18 protein-coding genes and 1 pseudogene are annotated in these 17,135 nt (G+C 41.4%); 5 read left to right on the top strand and 14 right to left on the bottom strand.

The genetic code is table 11. The features are described 5' to 3' along the window. The first annotated feature begins 263 nt into the window (after positions 1-263). From RG608_RS09675 to RG608_RS09665, 3 genes are all read left to right on the top strand, one after another. Positions 264-1,520 carry an extracellular solute-binding protein gene (locus tag RG608_RS09675; RefSeq protein WP_002930668.1) on the top strand — a complete coding sequence of 419 codons (1,257 nt, stop codon included), beginning with the start codon at positions 264-266 and terminating at the stop codon, positions 1,518-1,520. 81 nt (positions 1,521-1,601) lie between these two features. Continuing rightward, positions 1,602-2,960 carry a sugar ABC transporter permease gene (locus tag RG608_RS09670; RefSeq protein ID WP_308946917.1) on the top strand — a complete coding sequence of 453 codons (1,359 nt, stop codon included), beginning with the start codon at positions 1,602-1,604 and terminating at the stop codon, positions 2,958-2,960. Beyond that, complete coding sequence (locus RG608_RS09665) at positions 2,960-3,796, top strand: sugar ABC transporter permease (RefSeq protein ID WP_268687807.1); 837 nt, start codon at positions 2,960-2,962, stop codon at positions 3,794-3,796. The genes RG608_RS09670 and RG608_RS09665 overlap by 1 nt, the downstream gene beginning before the upstream one ends. A gap of 159 nt (positions 3,797-3,955) precedes the next feature. Here RG608_RS09665 and RG608_RS09660 read toward each other — a convergent pair whose 3' ends face one another. The 3 genes from RG608_RS09660 to rimM all read right to left on the bottom strand — a co-directional run bounded on the left by RG608_RS09660 (position 3,956) and on the right by rimM (position 7,938). Beyond that, positions 3,956-6,517: a CAP domain-containing protein gene (locus RG608_RS09660; RefSeq protein ID WP_308946916.1), complete on the bottom strand. Its 2,562-nt coding sequence runs from the start codon at positions 6,515-6,517 to the stop codon at positions 3,956-3,958. Positions 6,518-6,707: 190 nt separating this feature from the next. After that, positions 6,708-7,430, bottom strand: a complete 723-nt coding sequence (gene trmD, locus RG608_RS09655) for a tRNA (guanosine(37)-N1)-methyltransferase TrmD (RefSeq protein WP_268687805.1) — start codon at positions 7,428-7,430, stop codon at positions 6,708-6,710. Next, positions 7,420-7,938 carry a ribosome maturation factor RimM gene (gene rimM / locus RG608_RS09650; protein ID WP_002930679.1) on the bottom strand — a complete coding sequence of 173 codons (519 nt, stop codon included), beginning with the start codon at positions 7,936-7,938 and terminating at the stop codon, positions 7,420-7,422. The genes trmD and rimM overlap by 11 nt, the downstream gene beginning before the upstream one ends. Before the next feature lie 198 nt (positions 7,939-8,136). Here rimM and RG608_RS09645 point away from each other — a divergent pair. Next, positions 8,137-8,596, top strand: a pseudogene (locus tag RG608_RS09645) (hypothetical protein). A gap of 194 nt (positions 8,597-8,790) precedes the next feature. Here the strand turns inward: RG608_RS09645 and RG608_RS09640 are convergent. From RG608_RS09640 to RG608_RS09615, 6 genes are all read right to left on the bottom strand, one after another. Further along, a complete protein-coding gene (locus tag RG608_RS09640; RefSeq protein ID WP_162091602.1) occupies positions 8,791-9,384 on the bottom strand; it encodes a TipC family immunity protein in 594 nt (197 codons plus the stop codon). Positions 9,385-9,389: 5 nt separating this feature from the next. Then, complete coding sequence (locus RG608_RS09635) at positions 9,390-11,039, bottom strand: hypothetical protein (RefSeq protein WP_002930682.1); 1,650 nt, start codon at positions 11,037-11,039, stop codon at positions 9,390-9,392. After that, the gene (locus RG608_RS09630) at positions 11,039-11,263 is read right to left on the bottom strand and encodes a hypothetical protein (RefSeq protein ID WP_308946914.1); all 225 of its coding nucleotides are present in this window, start codon (positions 11,261-11,263) and stop codon (positions 11,039-11,041) included. Before RG608_RS09630 ends, RG608_RS09635 begins: the two co-directional genes overlap by 1 nt. Before the next feature lie 34 nt (positions 11,264-11,297). Further along, the gene (locus RG608_RS09625) at positions 11,298-11,594 is read right to left on the bottom strand and encodes a hypothetical protein (protein WP_308946913.1); all 297 of its coding nucleotides are present in this window, start codon (positions 11,592-11,594) and stop codon (positions 11,298-11,300) included. Positions 11,595-11,646: 52 nt separating this feature from the next. Continuing rightward, positions 11,647-11,919 (bottom strand): TIGR04197 family type VII secretion effector, encoded by a 273-nt coding sequence (locus RG608_RS09620; RefSeq protein WP_002930685.1) that lies wholly within the window; start codon positions 11,917-11,919, stop codon positions 11,647-11,649. Between the two features lie 178 nt (positions 11,920-12,097). Next, positions 12,098-12,883 carry an alpha/beta fold hydrolase gene (locus RG608_RS09615; protein ID WP_002930686.1) on the bottom strand — a complete coding sequence of 262 codons (786 nt, stop codon included), beginning with the start codon at positions 12,881-12,883 and terminating at the stop codon, positions 12,098-12,100. A 247-nt stretch (positions 12,884-13,130) separates the two neighbouring features. Here RG608_RS09615 and RG608_RS09610 point away from each other — a divergent pair, with 247 nt between their 5' ends. Next, positions 13,131-13,379 carry a VOC family protein gene (locus RG608_RS09610; protein ID WP_268687803.1) on the top strand — a complete coding sequence of 83 codons (249 nt, stop codon included), beginning with the start codon at positions 13,131-13,133 and terminating at the stop codon, positions 13,377-13,379. Here the strand turns inward: RG608_RS09610 and RG608_RS09605 are convergent. From RG608_RS09605 to kphA, 5 genes are all read right to left on the bottom strand, one after another. Continuing rightward, entirely contained in the window at positions 13,364-13,885 is a 522-nt protein-coding gene (locus RG608_RS09605; RefSeq protein WP_268687802.1) for a GNAT family N-acetyltransferase, read from the bottom strand. The two genes, RG608_RS09610 and RG608_RS09605, sit on opposite strands and share 16 nt — an antisense overlap. A 172-nt stretch (positions 13,886-14,057) precedes the next feature. Continuing rightward, a complete protein-coding gene (locus tag RG608_RS09600; protein WP_032913402.1) occupies positions 14,058-14,729 on the bottom strand; it encodes a TrkA family potassium uptake protein in 672 nt (223 codons plus the stop codon). Positions 14,730-14,739: 10 nt separating this feature from the next. Next, positions 14,740-16,089 carry a TrkH family potassium uptake protein gene (locus RG608_RS09595; RefSeq protein WP_002909606.1) on the bottom strand — a complete coding sequence of 450 codons (1,350 nt, stop codon included), beginning with the start codon at positions 16,087-16,089 and terminating at the stop codon, positions 14,740-14,742. After that, on the bottom strand, positions 16,086-16,637 hold the full coding sequence (locus RG608_RS09590; protein WP_002915016.1) for a putative immunity protein: 552 nt from the start codon (positions 16,635-16,637) through the stop codon (positions 16,086-16,088). Before RG608_RS09590 ends, RG608_RS09595 begins: the two co-directional genes overlap by 4 nt. Before the next feature lie 252 nt (positions 16,638-16,889). Next, a complete protein-coding gene (gene kphA / locus RG608_RS09585; RefSeq protein WP_002895313.1) occupies positions 16,890-17,129 on the bottom strand; it encodes an RNA-binding protein KphA in 240 nt (79 codons plus the stop codon). Positions 17,130-17,135 lie beyond the last annotated feature (6 nt).

Raw genomic sequence — 17,135 nt, 5'->3', positions numbered from 1 at the left:
TTCTCTTCATCTCTTCATACAAGTACCAAAAATATATTGCGAATGAGACAAAACTTTCTTCATAATAAAGCGTTTTCTAAGTAAAAATCAAGCAAGCGATTGCACAGCTATTTTAATAGGCTTTGATTAAATAAACAGAAATAAAATAGAAAAATTTTAGAAAAATTAATATATTTTTAAAAAAATTTCAAAAAAAGACTTGACAAAAATTGCAAACGGTTGCATAATAGAATTGTAAATAAAAATTCCGGGAGGAAATAGGAATGAAAACATGGAAAAAAGTAGTATTGGGCAGTGTCAGCTTGCTGGCTGCAGGAACGCTCTTAGCAGCTTGTAGCTCAAATAGCAGCAAGGAGAGCTCTTCTTCTAAAGCAGATAGCAAGACCTTGAAACTTTGGGTACCAACTGGTGCTAAAGATTCTTACTCTGATACAGTTAGCAAGTTCGAGAAAGAATCAGGCTACAAGGTTGACGTAGTCGAAATGGAAGATCCAAACGCTCAGGAAAATCTGACAAAAGATGCTAGTACTGCTGCCGATGTTTTCTCTCTGCCACACGACCAACTAGGTAAATTAGTTGAAGCTGGAGCTATTCAAGAAGTTCCTTCTAATATGGCAGAAGAAATCAAGAAAAACGATACAGAACAAGCAGCGATTGGTGCTCAGTATAAAGGTAAAACTTATGCTTTCCCATTCGGTATCGAGTCACAAGTAACCTACTATAACAAGTCAAAACTTTCTGCTGACGATGTTAAATCATACGAAACAATTACATCTAAAGCTAAATTCGGCGGAAACTTGAAAGAAGTTAATGCTTACGCTACTGCTCCACTCTTCCTTTCTGTTGGCGATACTCTCTTTGGTAAAGACGGTGAGCAAGTAGACGGAACAAACTGGGGTAACGAAGCTGGTGTGAACGTTCTGAAGTTCATCGCAGCTCAAAAGAATAACAGCGGTTTTGTAAACGTCGATGCTGCTAACCTTCTTGCTAAATTTGAAGATGGTTCAGTTGACGCTTTCCAATCTGGTCCATGGGACTATGCAGCTGCTGAAAAAGCTGTCGGTAAAGACAACCTTGGTATCTCTGTTTACCCAACTGTGAACATCGGTGGACAAGACGTTCAACAAAAAGCTTTCCTCGGTGTAAAACTTTACGCAGTTAACCAAACACCTTCAAATGGTGACACTGATCGTATCGCAGCAAGCTACAAACTGGCTCAAGCACTTACTAGCAAAGAAAGCCAAGAAAACCAATTCAAGTTTGAAGGACGTCACATCATCCCAGCTAACAAAGAAGTACAAGAGTCTGAAGATGTGAAGAAAGATGCATTGGCACAAGCTGTTATCACAATGGGATCTTCTGATACCTACACAACAGTTATGCCTAAACTTAGCCAAATGTCTGTCTTCTGGACTGAAAGTGCTGCAATCCTCAGCGATGCTTACAACGGTAAATTTGGTGAAGATCAATACCTCGCAAAATTACAACAGTTTGATAAAGATTTAGCAGCAGCTAAATAATACTCAAACGAATAAAAATAAGCATTGAAGTGAGGGGGGCAGCCTCCTCACTTCTTTCTTTGTAAATATAAGGAGAATACTATGACTCAGTCATCCTATGACAATGCATCCATGGTTCAGGTCTTTAAAGAGGGAACCTGGGATGTCAAACTCTCTTTTCTAGTAATGGGACTGAGCAACCTTGTAAACAAACAATTTATCAAGGGGCTGCTCTTCCTCTTCTCAGAAATTGCATTTCTGATTGCTTTTGTAGTTCAAATCGTTCCGGCTATCGGCGGTATGATTACTCTGGGTACTCAAGAGCAAGGAGAGGCTATCAAAAAAGTTAACGGCTTGGAAATCACCGTTCAAGTAGCGGGTGACAGCTCTATGCTGATGCTGATTTTTGGACTTGCTTCTCTTATCTTCTGTGCAGTCTTCGCCTACATCTACTGGTGCAACCTGAAAAGTGCTCGCCACTTGATGGCTCTTAAGCAGTCAGGTCAGAAAATCCCTAACTTCGTTGAGGACTTTAAGACACTTGCTGACGGTCGCTTCCACATGGGACTGATGAGCATTCCACTTATCGGAGTACTGCTCTTTACCATCTTGCCTTTGATTTACATGATCTGTTTGGCCTTTACGAACTTTGACCATAAGCATCCAGCTCCTAAGTCACTCTTTGACTGGGTTGGCTTCTCAAGTTTCGGTGATGTTTTCTCAGGCCGTATGGCTAGCACCTTCTTCCCACTTTTAGGCTGGACTTTGATTTGGGCGGTTGCTGCGACAGCTACTACTTTCTTCTTCGGTATCGTTTTAGCTCTCTTACTCAATACCAAAGGTCTCAAGTACAAGAAAGTTTGGCGGACACTCTTCGTTATTACTATCGCAGTTCCACAATTCGTATCCCTGCTCTTGATGCGTAATTTCCTGAATGACAATGGACCTTTGAACGGATTATTGCAAAGCCTTCATCTCATTCAGCATCCAATCCCATTCTTGAGTGACCCTGTTTGGGCTAAGTTCTCAATCATCCTTGTCAATATGTGGATTGGTATTCCATTTACCATGCTGGTAGCGACCGGAATTATCATGAACCTGCCTAGTGAGCAAATCGAAGCTGCTGAGATTGATGGAGCTAGCAAGCTTCAAATCTTCAAGAGCATCACTTTCCCTCAAATTCTCTTGATTATGGCGCCATCACTCATCCAGCAGTTTATCGGGAACATCAACAACTTCAACGTTATCTACTTCCTGACAGGCGGTGGACCTACTAACTCTTCCTACTATCAGGCAGGCTCAACTGACCTCTTAGTTACCTGGCTCTATAAACTGACCGTTTCTGCCAAGGACTACAATCTGGCATCTGTTATCGGTATCCTGATCTTTGCAATCTCTGCAGCCTTCAGTCTCTTAGCTTATACTAGATCCGCATCATTCAAGGAAGGAACTGCTAAATAATGAAAAATAGAAAAAAACTCAGTTTATTAGGGATTTATGTCTTACTGACTGTTTTAGCACTCATCTGGCTAACGCCGATTATTTGGATTTTTCTGACCAGCTTCCGTGGTGAAGGTTCTAATGCGGTCCCTTACTTCTTCCCTAAGACTTATACTTTTGATAACTATGTCAGACTGTTTAATAACAACACATATCCTTTTGTTCAGTGGTTTATCAATACCCTGATTGTTGCAACAGCAACCTGTATCCTATCTACTTTGATTACTGTGGGTATGGCCTACTCACTCAGCCGTATCAAATTCAAACATAAAAACCGTTTCCTCAAGCTGGCTCTGGTTCTTAATATGTTCCCAGGTTTCATGTCTATGATTGCGGTCTACTATATCCTGAAAGCCCTCAATTTGACACAAACCCTGACGTCATTGATTCTGGTTTATTCAGCTGGAGCAGCTCTAGGCTTCTATATTGCTAAAGGTTTCTTTGATACTATCCCATATTCTTTGGACGAATCCGCTATGATCGACGGAGCGACCCGCTTCCAAATCTTCCGGACTATCACACTGCCGCTGTCAAAACCGATTATCGTTTACACAGCACTTATGGCTTTCATGGGACCTTGGGTCGACTTCATCTTTGCCTCTGTCATCCTAGGCGATGTCAAGGAAAAATACACAGTCGCTTTGGGACTTTTCCAAATGCTTAATAAGGACGCCATCAATAAATGGTTCCTACCTTTTACATCTGGAGCGATTATCATCGCTATCCCAATCACTCTTCTCTTCATCTTCATGCAGAAATACTACGTAGAAGGTGTAACAGGCGGAGCAGTCAAATAGAAACTAATATGTATATTTAAAACTTCCGACAGTTAATATCGGAAGTTTTTTCTTAGAAAATGCAGAACTTAGCCTCTCTTTCCTTTCTATATGCGATTGCTTATCAGCTATAGACAAAAAATGAGGCTGAAAATTATTCCAGTCTCATTTTGTATTTCTTTAATTATAATCTTCGTCTCTGCGACGACGCTTGTTGGTTCCCAAAAAGGCAGCTGCACCAAGTGCCATACCAAAAATTGCAAGGCGCTCTGCTTCTGAACCAGTATTTGGCAAAATAGCAGGAACTGTTGGAGCCTTATCAGCTGTCGTAGCCACGCTAGCAAGCTGAGCTGCAGGATTTACAACAAAATCAGTGAATGCACCACTACCAGCCGTTTGAACAGCACCTGTAGTCGCTCCTTTGACTTCACGAGTGTTCGCATGAACTTCTGCAGTCTTAGCATCTGAATCTTTCTTAGATTCATCCTCTGCACCTGGACCAGCAGCACCGCCTTTTACAGCAGTTAGAGGCTGTTTATCTTCACCTGAGCGATAGTTGCTATTCAGAGCATTTCCATACAGAAGAGATGCTTGATTCAAGATATTCAAGAGAGTTTCATAATTGGCTTGAAGACTGTTATAAGCCTCTTCCAGAACAGTTAAAGTTGCAGTCTCTTGATTTAAGATTGCTTGTTTTGCTTCAAAATCAAGCTGCGCTTCTGCCAACTCCCGCTCTGCTTCTGCAAGTAACTGAGGAGCATTTTGAAGATCAATGACTTTCTTTTTAGCTGCTGCTAATGTCTTTTGAGCAGCCAAGAAATCCTCTTGAGCAGTTGTCAAATTAGCTTTCGCAGCTTCTTGAGCTGACTGAAGTTCTGTCAACTTATCCTTAGCTGCTGCTAAAACTGCCTGAGCATTGCTCAAGTTAGTCTGATAAGGTGCTAGGTTTGCTGCAATCTTAGCTGTCGCTCTGTCGAGAGCTTCCTGCTTAAGGGCAACATTTTGCTTGGTCAAAGCTAGATTATTTTCAGCAGTTGCTACCTTCTGACGAGCCGCTTCAACTGCTGCAATTTGATCTGCCGCTGCCTTTTGAGCATCAGCTAATTGAGCATTGAGGATATTAATAGCTGATTCCTGACCAACTTTTTGAGCCTTGAGTTCAGCTAACTGATTCTTAAGCGCTGTAACATTTGCGTTAGAACCTGCAGAACGACCGCCACCAGCACGCAACAACTGCTCCATAGCCGCAACAGTCAGCAAAGTACCATTATTAACACGTTGGTTAAAGTTGCTAATATGATGGAAACCAACTTCGGATGTACCATGAGGAGTGCCCCATTGGTTTGGCTGTTTATCATAAGCTGCTGAGATAGCATTGGCTTTATTGTCCATCATCTGAACATAGTGGCCAATCTGAGCAAATACACCCGCTCCAACTCTCATATAGATAGAATTAGCATCAATCTGAGTTTCATCTGTAGGCAGTCCATATTGCGCTGCAATCTCTTGGTAGCGTGCTTTTTCACTATGCCAGAAATTGACAGCCCCTTGCGGATCAAAACCAATCGCCACATTCTCGTTACCAATCAGCTTACCCATGTGCCAGTTATTGCGCTCAAAGTAGATAGTCTGAATCTGGCTGGCCACATTCGCATACGGATCAACCAACAACTCTTGTAAGCCGGCATTACGACGGTAAGCATTAATGGCCTTAACCAACTCCAAAGCTTGAAGGTTATTTTCCAGACTAGCTGGACTTGTTGGGTCAGAATTAACTGAAATACCAAATTCATTTTGTCCACGTTGATAAACTGCAAGAGCATTGTTAGCAGCATCACGAATCTCCTGATTAGCCGCATTGTTACGAACATTTTCTAAAAATTGAGAATAAGTCGTATTGCGAAGGTCAACAGGAGCTGTTGCTGCTGCTTTCTCAGCAGCCGGAATCTGTCCTTCAAGAGAGTTAATAGCTTGATTGGTTTGACCCAAAGATTCCTTTGCCTTATTGATTTTATTCTGGATTTCAGCCTGCACTTGGGGAGCAGAAGACGCTGCTTGTTCTGCCTTTGTCAGTTCAGCCTTTGCATTATCTAAGGCAGTCTGTGCTTGACTTTGCTGACTCTTAGCAGTTGCTACAGCTTGCTCTTCTGAGTTAAGTGGTGTTTTAGCTTGTTTCAATTCAGTCTCTGCAACATCTACCAGAGATTGACTCGCCTTAATAGTATTTGCTTGGTCTTTAACAGCCTGTTCTGCCTTAGCAGCTTTAGCCGCCGCTTCTCGAACGGCAATGTCTTTTGCGCTAACCTCTTGCTCTGCTGTTTTTGCTTCTGTCTCCGCCTTAGCAACATTTTCTTCTGTTGCTTCTGCCTGTATTTCTTTAGCAGTCTCAACAGCGACTTCAGCAACTTTCACGCTAGTTTTTGCATCTTCAGCTTCTGTTTTAGCAGTATCTACTATCGATCTTTGCTCATCGAGTTTTGCTTTGGCAGCTTCAGCATTTTCTTGGGCAACAGCTACATCTGCTGCTGTCACTGGTTTTCCAGTTACTTCAGTCGCTTGTGGAGCTGTTACAGTTGATTCAACCAACTCATCCGCGTGTACTTGATGGGTCAGTCCACCAGAAATAATAGTTGTAGCCGCAATACCAGTCGCTACAACAGACTTGCCTATTTTCTTTTCCATAATCAATCTCCTTTTTATAATCTCACATACTATAATTAACCTGGGTATAGCAGCCCGCATAGTAATATACTATCACAAAACGCTAGTATTAACTAGTAGCAAACGTCTCCTTTTAATAGTTTTTTTATTACAATTTAGTTACAAAAATGTTGTATTAGAAAAATAAGATGGTTTTTCCAACAAAAATGAGCATTTCTGTATTAAATAAAGCAAAAACTCCTAGATCCTTTCTAAGAGTTAACTTTGCTTGTCAGTCCGTTTGAGTTTGTCGAATTTCTTCTAACATCGCTTCTTCTTCGGCCGTCATTTCGTAGTCTTCCAGTAAGTCAGGACGTCTTAGATAGGTCTTTTTCAGACTTTCATAGAGACGCCACTTGCGGATATTTTCATGATGGCCGCTCATAAGGACTTCAGGAACAACCATACCCCGATAGTCATAAGGCCGAGTGTACTGAGGATATTCCAATAGTCCAGACGAAAAACTGTCATCTGTATGACTGGCTTCCTTTCCAATAACCTCTGGAATCAGGCGAACGGTAGCATCAATCATAGTCATAGCTGCCAATTCTCCCCCAGTAAGAACATAGTCCCCAAGCGAGATTTCGTCTGTCACTAAGGTCTTGATCCGCTCATCATAGCCTTCGTAATGGCCACAAATGAAAATGAGCTCTTCTTCTTTAGCTAGCTCCTCCGCATAGGCTTGGTCAAAAGTCCGACCAGCAGGATCCAGCAAAATCACACGCGGTTGCTTCTTTTCAATGGCATCATAGGCATCAAAAATAGGTTGGGCCCGTAGCAGCATACCCTGGCCTCCGCCGTATGGCTCGTCGTCTACATGCCGGGATTTTTCAGCCTTTTCTCGGAAATTGTGGTAGTTGATTTCTAAGAGACCTTTTTCCCGAGCTTTACCGACGATAGAGTGCTCTAAAGGCGCAAACATCTCCGGAAAGAGAGTCAAAATATCAATTTTCATCGTCCAGTCCTTCCGGTATCTCTACATCAACCCGACCTTGCTCAATGTCAATCCTCAGCACAACTGGCGGAATATAAGGCAGCAGCAAGTCGCGCTTGCCTTTACGCTTGACCACCCAGACATCATTGGCTCCTGGCTGCAGAATTTCCTTAATCGTACCAAGAAGAATGTCATTTTCATAGACTTCAAGGCCGATGATTTCATGGTAGTAAAATTCCCCGTCTTCCAAGTCCGTCAAATCTTCCTCTCGGACTTTCAGAGTGAAATCACGGAATTTCTCGATGTCATTGATGTGGTACATCCCCTTAAACTTGATAATATCAAAGTTCTTGACTTTGCGATGGCTGGCTATCTCCACATGCATAACAAACTGATCCTTTTTATCGAAAAGAGCCAGTGTATTTCCTTTTTTAAAACGCTCTTCTGCAAAATCCGTCACTGACAAAACCCGCATCTCCCCTTGCAAACCTTGGGTATTGACGATTTTACCAACATTAAAATAATTCATCTCGACTCCAACATATTATACTCTGCCTAGTATTTTATCATGATATAGGGGAATGTACAAGGGAGATAAGGGGGAATTCTCTTGCCTATATTTATTTGATTAATGTTGCGATTTAACGTATAATTATACATATAGAACCTCAACACCGCAAACACCCAAGTGTGTTTACGCAAAACTAGAAAGAAGTTGGTGATACCTATGGGAAAAAAGTTAAGCAAACTCCTTCTCTCTACTGCTCTTCTAGCCACAACAGCTGCCAGTTTGACTGCTTTGACACAGGTCAAAAAAGGTCAAGCAATGGAAAATGAAACGAGGGAAACTAGAAATATCTCAGCCCTTGACGAAAAAATTGCTCAAATTGATAACCTAACCATCAAGGCTTTCCTAGAATACTATGGTAGTCAGAACATGACCTCCGCATCGTCTCTTCCAATGATAGATGATTTAGAGGCCAATACGCGCATCATCGTTATTGGTATAGACTATGCTGACACAAGCATCCCCCCCTGCCATTGGAACATCAGTCGATGGATCCGAAGGGCCTGTCGGGGGAACTGTTGATGCTGATGGCAAATACATTGAGTTTGATACCAGTGACCATAGCAAATCCGCAACCGTTCAGGAAATTCGAGATGCTATTGCTGAGATACTTGGGTAGACTCATTTTAATATTAAAATTACCAGCTAAAACAAACGAAGTCATTAAAAAATAAACGGCAAGCTTGACGAAAGGTTTACTTATTTCAAAGACCGTCAATTTCAAACTCAAATATGATAATAGTTTACATAAAAAATTTTTTCCACTACCTCTTTGTTAGAAAGGTAATTCATATTATCACAGCTATGCCTCTCTTACTTCCATTTTTTTACAACCTTTACATTGCCTTTATCACCGGGAGAAAAGCGGCCGCTTGAAACAGCTTCCCATTCTTTGAGGAAAACTTTCTCAAACAAAGAAAACTTTTCTTCAATCTTAGCTTGAGTCAAGCCATAACTTTCAAACTTATCTCTAGGAATGACAATATCTTTGCTGTCATAGTCTAGCAGTTTAGCTTCCTGTGTGAGAGACTTCGTCTTTATATCATAACTAGCTGTCAAGGAAAGCTGAACGTTCTCATCCCATTTCTCCTCATAGTCAAAAATAAGCATCTGATTTTTATTTGCGATAATATTGAGATTGCTGTTTTCTGGGAAATTCTTTGATTTATAGATTACCATCACTGTTCCAGCCTGAAAGTCCGAACTATCCTTTTCCGTGACAAGGTCTGCTCCTTTTATTTTCAAGAGCTTCATCTGACTCTTATCGCCAGAACCCACATATTGGATTTCATCCTTGTAAATCTCATCAAAAATACTGCTAGACTGACTACTCTGATAGTAAAAGACTAGAAAAATAACTACCAAAAGTAAGGCAAGAACTGATATAAAAATTAGATTCTTTTTCATAATTATCATTCACTTTCTGCATAATTTCCCAGTTGATTATCGCGCTCCTCTAAACTTCTGAGGAAGTTATAAGAGTCAGGATAATGTTCTTTAATATAGGCGAGTTTTTCTTCATCAGTCCGACTGACATATCGAAATCCATCTTTATTAGATGCAGGTACCATTTTTAGCGGAACCATATCGAAAATTTCTTTTTTTACGTGATTGATATCAGTAGATTTAAGAAAGAGCTCTGAGCGAGTCATCTTGTCTGTATTAGGATCTGCTTTTTCTTCCAGCTGATTGTAATAATAATTAGATGCTTCAACATAAGAAACATTCTTTTCTTTCATAATATTTGTAATATTTACGGCATCTAAATCAGCTTTATAATCAGCATTCCCCATTGAAGGTTTTGCTTCTGCATCTTTTGTCACATCTCCGCGCCAACCTGAAACTTCCTCAAGATCTTTTTTACCCCAAAACCACATTCTTGCCAAGCCCCAACCAGAATACAGATGAGTAGCTGTTGTGATGGACTGATGAGCAAAGTCGGTCTTATTAGCATAGCGTTCATTTTGTTCCCTCCAGTCTTTTAGGAAGGCAGCTTCTATCTCAGAATCAGACATGCCTGAAGTATCATGATTCTCCTTGTATAGCTTTAAACGTTCAGCATAGCGCGCTTTATCTGCTGTAGGATCTACCACCTCGCCAGGATCTAAAGCAGAAAAGTCATTTTGTTTTTTGATTTCATAATACAAGCTTTTAGCTTCAGCATCTGTCAGCCCCATTTTTCTATAGAACTCCTGAGGGGAATCTCCTTCAAGGTTACCTGCAGTATTATCCCACGAAAAACCATCATAGTTTGGAGCTCCTAAAGCCCGGTTGAGCAGGTAATCTCTCTCTTCCTGTGACTTATCAGGGTATTTTGTATCTATCCCCTTTTTAAGTTTGAGTATTTTAAGAGCTGTTTCTTGATTGAAACCATACTGTTCCATAAGGTTTTCGACATATTTTCGCTCTTCTGGCTGTAAATTCGAAAGGTCTGTTGGTTTATAATTTATCAATTTAGTTGCCCAAGTCAAATTCGCTGGCAGAACATAAACACCCTTATTAGCATCCCAGCCAGTACTCAGTTGACTCAGACCGATATCAAGCAGATTTTTCAGAATTTCAATCTCTGAGAAAATTTGGGGCGATGAAAGATTGAAAGCTCTTAGTTTCTGTAATTTTTCTTGGAGTACTCGTCGCGCCTCATTTAAAATATCGAGCATCTTCTGATGGCCTGCCACTAATGCTGGTGCTACCAATGCGCTTGAAAGCATGGAAGCTTTAGTGGTTGTTATCAAGGCATCTAGTTTCTGAATATCAGCTTCTAAATCAGACTCCTTTAAGCTTTCATTGGCAACCTGTATGACATAGAATTCTGGAAATTGCTTGACTGTCTTCCCGACTGCTTCCGATAATAGTTTTCCACCATGGGCCAAAGGGCGAAGAACTCGGGCAGAATAATTTCGAGCAGAATCATAAGCTTTTCCCTTTAGCGATTCCGCACTGGATTCAAAATCTGTCAGACTTCTTTCCAGTTCTTCATAAGCTCTAATTTCCTCTTGTATCATTGTCTGGGTACTGTTCGCTTGAGACTGCGAATCTCCTAAATACATGTCTATACTCATCAATGTTTCCCCTTATCTTCTAAACTGTTAACCATTCGAACGCGCTCATGATGGATTTTATCACGCTCCTCAGAGACTTCTTTTCTTTGCTGTTTTAAAGCACCGCTTTCCTCTTCAAAACTTCCCTGAAAGCTCTGCCAGTTCTGAAAAAAATCATCGCGCATATGCTCAAAGCCATTTTGAGAACTGTAGCGATAAGCCAGATCATCTAAAAAAGCATGCATTTGATGCGCATCAGACTCTACAGACTCATAGTATTCAGTAATCTTTTTTTAAATCACCATCTATCTGATATTCCTTTTCCAATAAGTCCGATTCTTTGCGACAAAGATCCTCAATCTGCTCCTCTGGGGACTTTATTTTTTCCTGCTCTTTCTGATATCGCTGGCTTATCTTATACATAACCTTATCTTGATTAGCCAGCATTCGCTTCAGCTCTTCCTGCTCCCGCAGATTTTGCAGCTGCTCGCGTTGCGCACGCAAGCGCTCTGCCAGAGTCATATCAGGATCATATATAAACTTAATTGGCTTCTTCTCTGTATTTTCTTCTTCCATGAGCAGTCTGTTCTCCTTGATTTCTGGGTAAGCGGAGTATCTTTAACTTTATTTAACCATTTACAGACTCCGCTATCTGCTGATCCACTGCTTCAAATTCGCCAGCAACACTATGGATATTCGTCACCATTTCAGAGAGAGCATTGGAAATGCCTTGTCTGGCAACTTGGGATGCCTTCATAGCCTCATGAGCATTTGAATTACCCGAAACGGTCGTTTTATCATCCTGTTGGGCCTGTCCGATTCCTGATAAATTGGAACTCCCTTGTTTGATTTTGGTTGCATAGTTCTGAGCATCTGACATACTACTCTTAATTTCAGACATCTTTTTTCTCCTTTATTAAACATACTAACATTTATCTGTAGCATTTTTTATTATAATGTCTTTGCAAAACTATTACAAAAAAATACAGGATAATATTTCTCATTAACAAGGAATGTTTTATATTACTTTGAACTTTCTCTACACACCATCATCTTGCTTTTAAATGCTGGCTTCACAATCACATTTCTAAAAGAAACTCAGCTATCTTTTCTGACTGACTCCAATGTAAATAATGATGGTTGCCTCCTAAAATAATCCGAGTATTTTGTGAAGCAAATTTGGAATCTTTATATTCTTGTTCTCGATAGGTCTGACTCAGGATAAAAATCGGAAATTGAAAAGAGATATCTAAGTTTTGAAAATCGCTTTTTGCGATACTGCAATAATGTTGAAATCCTTCTTGTACAGATTTTAATCTATCAGAACTCCTTTCTGCCTTAGCCCATAAGATTTTAAAATCAGCTACTGAAAAACTCTCTTGTCCTATTTTTTTCAGATATTCATATCCTCCACCGAGCGTCTGAACTTTCTCCTGTAAGGATAAAAATTCGGGATAAGGATACTGAGCTAATTCTCCATATAGAACAGAATAAGTGGTTGGTTCAATCAAGATTAGTCCCTGACAAAGCGGCTCTGACTCAGCAACTTTAACTGCTACAATACCACTAATACTGTGCGCGCAAACAGCATACTGGATGACTTTAAACTGCGATAAAACCTCCAAAATAGATTGAACCAAATCGTCCAAAACAAAATTTTCTTGATTTTCGAGTGGGCTTTGGCCAGTATTAGGGTAATCTATTGTTAAATAGCCCCAATTTTTAGGTAACTTCCGAATAACTGGCAAAAAATTTTCATAGGTCGGCAGACTCCCTGCGCCGCTTAAAAATACAGCAATCTTTTCTGCAGGTTGATAAGATACAAATAGCTGTCCTACTTTCGTTTTGATTATTTTTTCTTTCATAATGTTTCCAATCAATTCTTACAAATATCATCTGGGCACACACTACTATCTGAGAGCTAGCTATTTTACTAGCAGAATAAGGACACCCCAATACCAAAAATTATATACCAATAATTTTTCATATTCAACCAAGATGCGTGTTATAAGAGGCAGTTGCTTGCACTGTGAATGAAGGCTAATCTCAAGGCTTGTTTTTCCTAAAAATCTATGCTAAGGTAAAGGCAGAATGTGAAAAGGAGGGGCTACTATGATGAGAAGCGGCCATCTGATTTACAAGGTAAAAGACTTACAGGAAGCGGTCACGGAATGGGAAGAAAAGGGTTTTGTCGTCGAATACGGCAGAAGGGAAAAACCCAACAATGCCTTAATATACTTTAGTCAAGGCCCCTATATTGAGCTACTGGAAAATACGGGCATTCCTGTAATAGCCAAAATCATAGCTAAACTATTTGGCAGACCTAAAAATCTGGAGCGCTTTTTCTACTGGGATGAGTGAGAGCAAGGCTGGCAAGGACTTTGTATCGAAAAAGATTCTTCGTCAAAAGAATCCCCTCGATAAAGAATCTCAAAGCTAAGATCCTCATATTCCAGAAATGCATTCGACGAACGGAAACCCTTGCTGTGATAGAAATCCCAGCGAGCCTGACGCTGTTCAAGATTATCACACGGCTCATCTAGGCGCTCGATTTCTAAAAGCATGGTTCGCTGATAGAAATTGACCAGCTTTTCGATGATTTCACCGCCATAGCCATGGCTGCGCAAGTGGGGCATAATAGCAAAGAAACTAACATAAAAGGCTTGCGCGTTGGAGATGGCAAAGGCAAAACCAACAAATTCCTTTTCATGATAAAAGGCGAAAAAATTAGCATCCTCCTGTTCCTCATATCGTAAAAATTCACTGAGCGGTATCCTTTCCTCTTCTGGGAAACCTTCATTATTCAAGGCTTCTACCTTATCCAAATCTGGAAAATCTGCTGTAATGATCTGGCTGGTTAAGCTCATAAAATCACTCCTTTTCTAGTGATAGTATAATAAATTTTGCAACTGGTTTCAAAAAAGAGCCCTGAAAGAGCTCCTATGTATCCATTTTTTCTTCATATATTTTTCTTCATATAATAGAAAGGTGCCGAATGCCTAGATAGAATCGGTTGGCCCCCACCGAAGAGGAATTATCCTAGCTGCTACTCACTATTTCACGTAAATTATCCAAATGCTGGTTATCAGTCACAGCCATAATGCTGACGCCTTCTGGCCAAACAAAGTCTGGAGTAAACTTGCTTTCCAAAGGCTGATTTTTTGTCAGACGGTATCCGATAATATTAAGATGATAAAGCCTGCGAGCATCTACTTCACGGACCGTTTTCCCGACCCAGCTAGCAGGCAGTTCAAACTCAGCCACTACTACATCGTCATCCAGCTGGAAGACCTCAATCGAATGGTTCAAGAGAATAGTCTTAGCCAATGAAATACCAGCCTCCACTTCAGGCAGAATAACCAGATCAGCTCCCACCTTTTCCAGCACCTGCTGAGTTACTTCATCTTTGACCTTGGCAATGACATTTTTAACGCCCAATGCCTTGCAGTGCATGACCGCTAGGACGCTGGATTCCAGACTTTCTCCCGTCGCTACGATGACCGTATCACAGGACCCAACGTCTGCCGCCTCTAAAAGCTCCATATCAGTAATGTCCCCGATCACACCAACGGCAATCATGTCTTCATACTGATTGATTGTCTCTTCGTGATTATCAATCGCAATGATTTCTACATCTTGAGAAATCAAGGCCTCAATGATACTCTGTCCAAAAATCCCCAAGCCGAGGATTCCAACTGTTTGATTTGCCATTTCTTTTCTCCTATCCAATCATAATGTCCGCCTTGCTGTAATGCAAGGTTGCAGCCTTCTTCGGTTGATAATGGTTGAGACTGACCATAAGAGTTAGCGGCCCCACCCGTCCAATAAACATTAGCAACATAATCACAATCATACCAGCTGTATTGAGGCTGGTAGTGATATTGGCCGTGACACCAACTGTAGCCAATGCCGACACAGTCTCAAATATCAGGTAAATAAAACGATGACTGCTATCGGTCACTAGCCCAAGAGCCAAAAGACCAAGCAGAAATGTCAGCTGAAAAATCACTGTCACACCAAAAGCCTTCTGCACTAGCTGAGGAGACAGCGTTCTCCGTCCCATATTGGTATGAGGCAAGCCCAGGATTTCCTTTCGAGCAAAAAGAAAAAGAACTAGGAAGGTCGTAATTTTCAGACCGCCCGCTGTACCACCCGGAGCCCCTCCCAGAAACATCTGGAGCAGATAGATAAACAGGGTTACTGGACGAGCAGCTGTATAATCAATGGAAGCAAAGCCAGCTGTCCTCATACTGACTGTCTGAAAAAAGCTGACCAGTAGCTTATCGCCAAAGGAAAGATTGCCAATCGTTCCAGGATTATTGTACTCCGTCCAGAGACTCGTGACCGTCCCAAAAACGAGGAGACCAGCAGTCAGCAGCAAGACTACCTTAGTATGAAAGTGCAGCCCCTTCTGTTTTCCTCCCAATTTAGTCGCCAAGTCAAACCAGACCATAAAGCCCAGTCCTCCGGTAATGATGAGGAGAGCCAAGGTGATATTGACCAAAACATCTGTCTGCAAGCCTAGTAGGCTATCATTGCCAAAATTATCAAAGCCCGCATTACAAAATGCAGAAACGGCTAAAAAGATAGAATTAAAAATCCCTTTTCTCAGACCAAACTTGGGAATGAAGCGAATCATGAGAAGGAGCGCACCCAGTCCTTCGATACTAAAAGTCGTGATAAAAATCGAACGGACAAATTGACCTAAGGTACGATTGTGACCATAACTAAAACTATCCCGCAGAATACGGCGATCCTTGAGGCTGAGCTTTTTCCGACTTTCCATGGTGAAAAAACCGATAAAGGTCAGGATGCCCAAGCCACCAATCTGAATCAGTAACATGCAAAGGAGCTGCCCCCAGACATTGTATGTATCCACAACCGATCGAGTAAAAAGCCCTGTCACACAGACCATCGAGACAGCTGTAAAAAGATGATCCAGATAGCCCGCTTGGGAACTAGCCGTCTGCACCCAAGGCAGACTGAGTAGCAAGGAGCCACAGAATATCACCAGAAGAAAAGACAAGATAATCTTTTGCGCTGGTGACAAGCGTGAAAATAAATGCTTCATAAAGTTTCCTTTCCTGATCTAATAAAAGCAGAGGCTAGCTCTATCTGCCCTTCTCTTTCCTTGCCAGCCCGCTGCAAATCATCCGGACTCCGCAAGTTTCTGACTTTGATGGCATAATCCGCTGCGACAATAGCATGGCCCCGCATGTGGCCTGTTGCGACTGCTTGGGCAAAGACACGCGCAGCATATTTACCGATTTGTGATTGGGCTTGCTGCGACAGTTTGTTAGCCAAGAAACCAGCCTGCCTTAGTTCATAGGCAGATGCCCTACCATCAAGTCGAGCCTGAAAAATTGCTCTTACCTGAGTCAAAATCTTCTGCTTTTCAGACTCATCTTCCGCATCTATCAGAGCTATAAAGCTTGACGCCATTTTCATAGCCCATCGAGCCAGTTGCCCCTGAGGAAGCTGTTCCAAAACAAGCTCCAATTCCAATCTCTTCTCACTATCATCCAGAATTTTTAGCTTATAAGGGCTCGGTAAAATCACTTGATCATTCTCATAAGACTTGCGCTCATGAGCGTTCCAAGCATAATCTTCTGACTTCATATGTCCTCCGGTTTCGAATTTCTCTAAACTCGCCCCTGCATTTCGTTCTTCTCTTAAATGAAGTGTCTAGTTCTCACATACGCTCGAACTGCATCAATTCCCCTAAATTCAACTGCGCCTAACGGCTTATTTCATTAAGGGGCTTGTACCCACGCTTTGCTGGGCATCAATTTCCCTAAGCTCACTTGAGAGCTGCGCACTCAGTTCGCTAAGAGAAATAGAAAAAAACGGGACATACTGGTCCCGTTCTTCTTATTTCTCATCAATGACGATGCGAACTTTTTTGTACTCGGTTGGGACAGAGTAAACAATCGTCCTTATAGCGGAGATAGTACGACCTTTACGACCGATTACACGTCCAACATCACTCTGATCAAGATCCAGGTGATATTCTAAAAATTCAGGTGTATCCTCAATCTTGATAGTTAAGGCATCTGGCTGTGAAATCAAAGGTTTCACTATCGCAATAATTAGATTTTCAATCGTGTCCATATGTCA

This window comes from Streptococcus sp. IsoGale022, from assembly GCF_031142805.1.
Classification (GTDB): domain Bacteria; phylum Bacillota; class Bacilli; order Lactobacillales; family Streptococcaceae; genus Streptococcus; species Streptococcus sanguinis_A.
The sequence above is the reverse complement of the archived record's forward strand: the minus strand, read 5'-3'. Positions and strand labels throughout refer to the sequence as shown.